Below are 8,588 nucleotides of genomic sequence, written 5' to 3'. Positions count from 1 at the left end.
CTAGACGGGGTCGCCTAGACGGGGTCGCCTAGACTTGCCAAGTCTAGACCTGCCAAGTCACGTTTCACAAAACCGGACACGGTTTTATAACTAAAAAACAAGATGAAATTCAGGAGCCTTGGAACTACGAATGAAAAATTGTCAGCCATCGGTTTAGGTTGTATGGGTATGAGCTTTGCTTATGGCCCCACCGACGACGACGAGAGCATTGCTACTTTGCATAAAGCGCTCGATCTGGGCATTAATTTTTGGGATACTGCGGATATGTATGCCAATGGTGAAAATGAAGAACTGATTTCCAGAGTGTTGGTACCAAACCGTGACAAAATATTCATCGCCACAAAATTCGGTTTTCGCTACGGAGAGAATGTAGCCGGACCTCGAAACTCAGCCGGTGCATACTTCGACGGCTCTCCCGCATGGATGAAAGTCGCCGTTGAAAACAGCTTGAAAAGACTAAAAATCGACACCATCGACCTCTACTATGCGCATCGCGTTGACCCAAATGTCCCTGTTGAAGAAATGGTGGGAGCTATGGCAGAGCTGGTTAAGGAAGGAAAAGTACGTTACCTCGGCCTCAGCGAAGCCTCGCCTGCTTCTATCCGCAAAGCAAATGCAGTTCACCCGATCGCTGCTTTACAAAGCGAATATTCGGTCATTACCAGAGATGTGGAAGCTGAAATTTTGGGTACCGTTCGCGAGCTGGGCATTTCGCTGGTACCGTATTCGCCGCTTGCAAGAGGCCTGATTACCGACACATTGAATGTAACCGCCCTGGCAGATAGCGATTTCAGAAGGTCATTGCCGAGATATCAGCAGGAGTTTGCCGATAATAATGCCAAACTGGTAAAAGGCTTCGCCGAAATTGCTTCTGGCAAAAATTGCTCTCCCGCTCAGCTTGCACTGGCCTGGGTACTCGCACAGGGTGAAGACATGATCCCGATCCCGGGTACTAAGAAAAGGAAGTACCTGGAAGAAAATGCGGGCGCCATTGACGTGACACTTTCTGTTGCAGATCTCAATGAAATTGATGAGCTGATTGCTCGCTATCCCAACACCGGAGACCGGTACAGTGAGGGAGCTATGAAGATGGTTAATCATTGAACTAGAAAGACTTGGTAGGTCTTGCAGACGGGGTCGCCCAGACTTGCCAAGTCTCTGCCAAAATAAAATATTGCTATTTCTAGTATTTATGTTAAAAAATCGGCCGGTTATGATATTAGACCATTTTTAATATTGTATTTATATTAAATCACCGTTCTTCGGTTGTTAAATTATTTTATATTTGGTAAAGAATTAAAGATTCTGGTAAACACCCGACTGTAAATGATTGACTTCCAAAACTATTCCGATGATGAGCTGGCCGCTTTGATGAAGGACGGGGAGGAAGGTGCATTTGACGAAATCTACAACCGGCACTGGGACAAGCTTTTTTACACGGCCCACAAAATGGTAAAGTCGGCTGAGATAGCCGAAGAGATCACTCAGGATACTTTTATGTTGTTCTGGATGAAGAGACAAACCCTTGAAATCCAGTCGCTGAAACCATACCTCGCTGCCATGCTTCGTTACGAAGTGTATCGCTACCTGGCGAAGTCGAAGCAGGCGCGTGAAGTGGAAATGTCGATTAAGGATGAGGCAATTACTTCTGTTTCTATGGATCAGGACATTGAAAATAAGCTCCTGATCGAAATCATTACCAATCTGACCAACCGCCTTCCCGAGAAATGCCGCCTGGTGTTTCAGTACAACAAATTGCAGGACAGGTCACTTCCCGACATTTGCGAAGAGCTGAACATTTCCCCAAAAACTGCTGAAGCACATTTGACCAAAGCGCTCAAAATGGTCCGCGCCAACCTCAGTGGCGTCGCACATCTTCTTCTGCAAATACTTCTTTTGGCCAAATTTTAGAAGGTCTCTGTAAATATTCTAACTTTTTTATTTTTCAACTAAGGGGTTTCTCTTACATCTCCCCTCTATGTATTCCAAAGGGCAAATCCGCTTTGCAATGACACAGGAGTACATCAGACAGTTGGCCAGAAAGTTCCTTAACGGAACAGCTTCCGAGGAAGAGAAACAGATCTTACACGACTGGTATGACGGGCAAAATCCGGAAGTACCAGGGGTGCAAACCGTTTATACCAACACTTCGGAAAATGCCGACGATGTAAAAAACCGCATGCGCTCGAATCTGAAAGCAATGCAGCAGCCTGTTATCAAAAAGTCCAGCTTCACATTGATCCGAAGACTCGTAACCTGGTCTACAGCAGCTGCGGCGATGGTGATTGGCGGTTTTATTTATTGGACAGATAGCCACAAGGCTATCGAAACTTCCATGCATGTAGTACAGGCGCCATTAGGAAAAACATTGAAAGTAACGCTGCCCGACGGTTCTTCCATTTGGCTGAATGCAGGTTCCAGCCTCTCCTACCCCGATTCTTTCCGAGGCAAAACGCGCGAAGTGGTATTGCGGGAAGGACAAGCATTTTTCGACATTGTGCATAAAACGGAACAACCATTCATTGTCCACGCAAAGACATTGGACATTACAGTACTCGGAACTTCATTTGATGTAAAAGCCTACGAAAATGACGCGGACATTAAGGTTACCGTGAAAACCGGAAAGGTAGGTGTTAAGCTTCGCGACAAACCGGAAACCCCTGCATTGATGCTGCTACCAGCCGAGCAAGCCATTGTCCCTGAAAAAACAGCTAAAATACATGTCAGCGAAATCAGTAAACCTGCTATTGCGCCCTGGAAAGACAATAGACTGGTGTTTGAAGATGAACTTTTATTGGAAGTGTTCCACGCGCTGGAAAGAAAATACAACCAGCACATTCTCATTGAAAAAGAAGACCTGACGAATGAAAAAATCACATTAACGCTTGACAATCAGCCCATGACGGACGTGTTGAAAGTCCTGGGCTTTTCCAAAAAATTCAATTATTCACAACTAAACGATAGCACGATTGTAATCAGATAGAAAGGAACAAACACGGGTAGGTTTTCCAGGAAAATGAGCCCAAAAATAAACCGGGAACAGTGCAAATGTCCCCGGCTCTTGAATGTCCCCCTGCTATGTAATGCTTCGAACCATCAGTAGCGCGAACGGACCAGGTTTAACAGGTTAACCATTAAACATCAGACAAATATGGTGAATTATTACCATAAGGGACTCCCCTTATTCAAAAAATGTATGCGCATTTCTACGCTTATTCTGGGCATAAACGTACTGACAACCGCTTTATTAATGGCCGGCACCTCCGAGGCGCAGCACGTTAATATGGACGTCAGGCAGAGCCGTGTAAAAACTGTGTTCAGGCAAATTGAGCAGCAGACTGGGGTAACTTTCGCATTTGACGAAAAACTCGTCCGCAATGCCCCGGACATTACATTGTATGCGATGGGGCTACCTGTACCGGAGATCCTCAAAATGATCGAAAAGCAAACCGCGCTGGAATTCAGGCAGGTGGGCAAAATGATCGGGGTTACCGGGAAAACCAAACTGGAAATGGTGCGCGAAGCCGCTGAGGCCACAACCCAGGTGCTTTTAAGGCCGGTGAAGGGAAAGGTTACTGACGAAAAAGGAGAAGCATTACCTTCCGTGGCGATCCGGGTAAAGGGTACCAATGAAGGTAAGATGACGGATTTGGAAGGTAACTACAGCGTGGATGTTGCCGGTGACGAATCCATTCTGATTTTTAGCTTTATCGGCTTTACAGCTCAGGAAACAATGGTTGGGTCCCGCTCTACCGTGGATATCAAGCTGATACCTGACGTTTCCACCCTTTCTGAGTTGGTAGTGACCGGTTATGGCACGCAGCGCAAAAAGGATTTGATCGGTGCAGTGTCGGTCGTGGACGTGGAACAGCTGAAACAAACCCCTGACGGCCAGGTAGCAAACCAGTTGCAGGGACGCGCGTCGGGCGTGACCATCATCGGTTCCGGGCAGCCAGGCGAAACACCGCAGGTTCGGATCCGCGGGTTGAACACATTTGGAAATAACTCTCCATTATATGTAGTTGACGGTGTCCCTACCACATCCATCACGGACCTGAATACCAATGATATTGCTTCCATGCAGGTTTTGAAAGACGCCGGTTCGGCTTCAATTTACGGGTCACGTGCAGCAAACGGGGTGATCATTATTACTACCAAAAAGGGTAAGGATAAGGTAAAAGTCAATTACAGCGCTTGGTATGGTGTGCAAACCCCTCCGAATGGTAATGTATGGAAAACACTGAATCCAATGGAACAGGCACAATTGAAGTTCCAAGTTCAGAAAAATGCGGGCGCAACTATTGGCGATGATCAGTATGGATATGGTACTTCGCCGGTCTTGCCTGACTATATTCTGCCGACAGGTGCCAAAGAAGGTGACCCCGGTACTAACCCCGACCTTTACTATGTCAATCCCAATTATACTTCGGTTGATGATTTTAACAAATTTAATCAGATCGTGAAGGCCAATAAGACGGGTACTGACTGGTTTCACGAGATTTTCAAACGTGCGCCTTCCACCAGCCACAACATTTCATTGAGCGGCGGAAGCGATCAGGGCAACTACTTGTTTTCTTTGAATTATTTCAATCAGCAAGGCGCTTTGACCAACACGTATCTGAAACGCTACACATTGAGATCGAATAGCCAATATAACATTGGCAAACACATCCGAATAGGTGAAAATCTGGCGTTTTCTATTTCAGATAATCCAAAAAGTGCCCTTTCCGACGGAGGGTCAGCGATCGCATTCTCATTCAGGATGCAACCCATCATTCCCGTTCACGACATCATGGGCAACTATGCGGGAAGCCGCGCCTCGGGTATGGGCGACGCGTTCAACCCGGTGGCGATGCGCGATCGTACGCGTTATGATAAAGGTTTGGATAATCGTCTTTTCGGTAATGTCTTTGCAGAGGTTGATTTGTTCAAATACTTCACATTACGGACGAGTTTTGGTGGAGAAAACTATTCGGGCAGGTGGAATTCATTCGCATTCCCTACCTATGAAAATAAGGAAAATAGCAACACCAATACGTATTCAGAAGGAGCATATTCAGGTTTCAGCTGGACATGGACCAACCTTGTGACATTCCACAAAACCATGCAAAAGCACGATCTGACCGTGGTAGCCGGAACTGAAGCGTATAATGGAAAGAGTCACGATCTAAGTGGCAGTACGCAAGGTTTCTTCTCTTTCAATCCGGACTATATGAACCTGGAAACCGGTTCTGGCGCGCGCAGCAATTCGAGCAGCCGCTCTACGGATGCATTGTACTCGCTGCTCGGTCGCATTGACTACATTTATAATGATAAGTACCTTTTCGGGGCAATTATCAGAAGGGATGGATCTTCCAAATTTATCAACGAACGTTACGGCGTTTTCCCGGCGGTGAGCGCAGGATGGCGGATTTCTCAGGAGAATTTCATGAAAAGCGTTACATGGCTGGACGACCTGAAAATACGTGCCAACTACGGTATCATGGGTAACCAGATCAATGTAAGATCAGGTAATGCTTTTACCACTTACAGTTCCAACCGGAGAAGCTCTTACTATGACCTTGCCGGAACCAGCGGCTCAGGTGCATTGGAAGGTTTTGAAAAAAGCCACATTGGAAACCCTGACGCGATCTGGGAGAAAAACATCAGCACCAACATTGGTATCGACGCTACATTCTTCAAAGGCAAGCTGGATTTGATCGCCGATTACTATGTCAAAGATGTGAAGGATTTGCTATACAATCCTGATTTGATCGGTACTGCAGGTGGTGGCGAGGTTCCTTTTGTGAACATTGCGCAGATGAAGAACAAAGGGATCGATTTGCAGCTTACCTCCCATTTTGACATTACCCAAGACCTGAAACTGAATGCTACACTTACGTTCACGACTTACAATAACAAGATCCTGAAAGTAACCAACAGCACCAATTATTTTGACCTGGAAGGACGTGGTTTCGACGGTGCGTCCATTGTCCGCAACCGCGTAGGTAACTCCATTGGCCAGTTTTTCGGATATAAAGTCATTGGGTTCTGGAATTCCGAAGAAGAGATCCAGCAGGCTAATGCACAGGCGGTGCAGCAAACCGGCGACGCAAATGCTGTGTATCAGGATGGCGCAGCACTGGGCCGTTTCCGTTACGAGAATGTGAATGGCGACGGACAGATCACGGCTGCCGACCGTACTATGCTCGGCAATCCAAATCCCGATTTTAGTTATGGTTTAAATTTAGGTTTCAATTACAAAAACTTCGATTTCACCATGTTCCTTTACGGTGTACAGGGCAATCAGATCTGGAACCAGACACTTTGGTGGAATGATTTCAATTCTTCCCGGTCGGGCGCGAAAAGCCAAACCGCGCTTTACAACTCCTGGACACCTGAAAACCACAATGCCAAAGCGCCGATTCAGGAAAATTCCAGCTCATTCAGTACCATTAATGTTCCTAACTCCTATTTCGTTGAGAACGGATCGTACTTGAGAGCGAAGAATTTGCAGCTGGGTTATACATTCCCAAGCGCATGGCTGAAAAAGATCAAGACCCAGCAGTTCCGCATTTATGTGCAGGCGACCAATCTTTTCACGATCACGAAATACTCCGGCCTTGATCCCGAAGTAAGCAGAAATGCAGACGGTAACCCGACCGTGTTTGGCATCGACGAAGGCTCATATCCTTCTTCCAAGCAATATACTGTGGGCCTTAATCTTACTTTTTAATTCTTACCAAGAAACGCGATATGAAAAAGTCAATTCAATATATGGCCGTTCTTTGTATGATGGCCGGTTTCCTGTTCTTACAGGCTTGCAAAGATGATTTTTTGGATAAACCGGTGCAGGGCGCATTGGGTGATGAAGTTCTTGCCAACGAAAAAGGGATCGATGGTCTCCTCACGGCTGCTTATGCTGCGCTCGACGGCCAGGGTGACTTTACAGGCGGAAGCGGCTGGGAGTCCCCGCCTGACAACTGGGTGTATGGCGCCATTCCCGGTGGAGACGCACATAAAGGCAGCGACGGCGGTGACCAAACGCCCATTAATGCAATCGCTACCTTCGCATCAGGTGCTGATAATGGTTTTTTCAATACTAAATGGCGTGCGTTGTATGAAGGCGTTTCACGAGCGAATACGGTTTTGAAAGTGTTGGCGCTTCTGGAAGGCGTGTCTGCCGAAAACAAAGCCAGCATCGAAGGTCAGGCGCGTTTTCTTCGTGCACATTACTATTTTGAGCTGAAAAAAATGTGGAACATGGTTCCCTGGATTGACGAAACCACAACCGATTTCAACCAGCCTAATGATAAGGACATTTGGCCGATGATCGAAGCGGATTTCAAAGCGGCTTATGAAACGTTACCCGCGACATATACATTGGTGGGCAGGGCTAACAAATGGGCAGCGGGCGCATACCTGGGCAAAACTTATCTGTACCAGAAAAAATTCGCGGAAGCGGCGACTGTATTTACGCAGGTGATCAACAGCGGCGTCACTACCAACGGCCTGAAATACGATCTGGTTTCTTTCAAAGACAACTTTGATGCGGCTACCAAAAACAATGCAGAGTCGGTATTTGCGATTCAGATGGTCGCCAACGATGGAACGCTCGACATTACCAATGCTAATCAGGGCGGAATGCTGAATTTCCCTTACGGTACCGGCGCGCCATTTAGCTGCTGCGGATTTTTCCAGCCTACTCAAATGCTGGTGAATGCTTACCGTACCGATGCTGCTGGGTTACCTTATGTAGAAAGCGCCAACAGTCACGCGGTAAAAAGTGACCTCGGCCTTACTTCCGCCGCTGCATTCACACCGGATGCCGGGCCATTGGACCCGCGTTTGGACTGGACGGTTGGCCGCCGCGATGTTCCTTACCACGACTGGGGCCTGTTTCCGGGAATGAACTGGGTACGCGACCAACCTTATGGTGGTCCCTATGCGCCCAAAAAGAACATTCATAGACAAAAAACGCAAGATTTGTACGCCGATTTGAGTTCATGGGCACCGGGTAATGCCATCAATGTGCTCGTGATCCGTTTTTCTGATGTGTTGTTAATGGCGGCTGAAGCAGAAGCGAATGCAGGTAGCCTGGCCAAAGCGGAAGAATATGTCAACCGAGTACGTACCCGCGCCGCTGACAAAACGGGCTGGCTTTATAAATACATTGACAACAAAAATCCTTTGACTGGTTTCTCAGCGACGCCGGCAGCTAATTATGTTGTAAGTCCTTATCCAGCTGGCACATTGGCGGCAAAAGGCAAGGATAATGTATTGAAAGCCATCTATTTTGAACGTGGCATTGAGCTGGCTATGGAAGGGCACCGCTTTTTTGACCTGGTTCGCTGGGGCGTTGCAGATAGCAGCCTGAATTCATTTTTCAGCTACGAATCCAAGATCACTACTGACCTTGCAGGAGGAAAATTCACAAACGGCAAAAACAACTATTACCCGATTCCCCAGTTTCAGATCGATATGAGTGTGGTAGACGGAGCGCCGAAGTTGAAGCAAAATCCGGGATATAATTGAGGCTGTTCAATGCGTTAATTTATTCGTAATTAACTAGTTAAGTTTGTCATCCTGAGCGCAGTCGAAGGACTTAG

General features: G+C 47.0%; 5 protein-coding genes. All 5 read left to right on the top strand.

Features of this window, described 5'->3' with window-relative positions:
* Positions 1-102 precede the first annotated feature (102 nt).
* Positions 103-1,104: an aldo/keto reductase gene (locus ABIO93_RS20235; RefSeq protein WP_348070980.1), complete on the top strand. Its 1,002-nt coding sequence runs from the start codon at positions 103-105 to the stop codon at positions 1,102-1,104.
* Between the two features lie 222 nt (positions 1,105-1,326).
* Positions 1,327-1,911: a sigma-70 family RNA polymerase sigma factor gene (locus ABIO93_RS20230; RefSeq protein WP_348070979.1), complete on the top strand. Its 585-nt coding sequence runs from the start codon at positions 1,327-1,329 to the stop codon at positions 1,909-1,911.
* Positions 1,912-1,978: 67 nt separating this feature from the next.
* On the top strand, positions 1,979-2,983 hold the full coding sequence (locus ABIO93_RS20225; RefSeq protein ID WP_348070977.1) for a FecR domain-containing protein: 1,005 nt from the start codon (positions 1,979-1,981) through the stop codon (positions 2,981-2,983).
* Between the two features lie 213 nt (positions 2,984-3,196).
* Positions 3,197-6,715, top strand: coding sequence for a TonB-dependent receptor (locus ABIO93_RS20220; RefSeq protein WP_348070975.1), 3,519 nt, complete (start codon positions 3,197-3,199; stop codon positions 6,713-6,715).
* A gap of 20 nt (positions 6,716-6,735) precedes the next feature.
* Positions 6,736-8,514, top strand: coding sequence for a RagB/SusD family nutrient uptake outer membrane protein (locus ABIO93_RS20215; RefSeq protein ID WP_348070973.1), 1,779 nt, complete (start codon positions 6,736-6,738; stop codon positions 8,512-8,514).
* The last annotated feature ends 74 nt before the right edge of the window (positions 8,515-8,588 follow it).

The organism is Dyadobacter sp., assembly GCF_039919315.1.
Lineage (GTDB): Bacteria > Bacteroidota > Bacteroidia > Cytophagales > Spirosomataceae > Dyadobacter.
This window is presented reverse-complemented; position numbering and strand designations above follow the sequence as displayed.

What these genes read in the sequence shown, in the direction of transcription:
- ABIO93_RS20235 (WP_348070980.1), top strand. Translation starts at nt 103, where the DNA reads ATGAAATTCAGGAGCCTTGGAACTACGAATGAAAAATTGTCAGCCATC.
- ABIO93_RS20230 (WP_348070979.1), top strand. Translation starts at nt 1,327, where the DNA reads ATGATTGACTTCCAAAACTATTCCGATGATGAGCTGGCCGCTTTGATG.
- ABIO93_RS20225 (WP_348070977.1), top strand. Translation starts at nt 1,979, where the DNA reads ATGTATTCCAAAGGGCAAATCCGCTTTGCAATGACACAGGAGTACATC.
- ABIO93_RS20220 (WP_348070975.1), top strand. Translation starts at nt 3,197, where the DNA reads ATGCGCATTTCTACGCTTATTCTGGGCATAAACGTACTGACAACCGCT.
- ABIO93_RS20215 (WP_348070973.1), top strand. Translation starts at nt 6,736, where the DNA reads ATGAAAAAGTCAATTCAATATATGGCCGTTCTTTGTATGATGGCCGGT.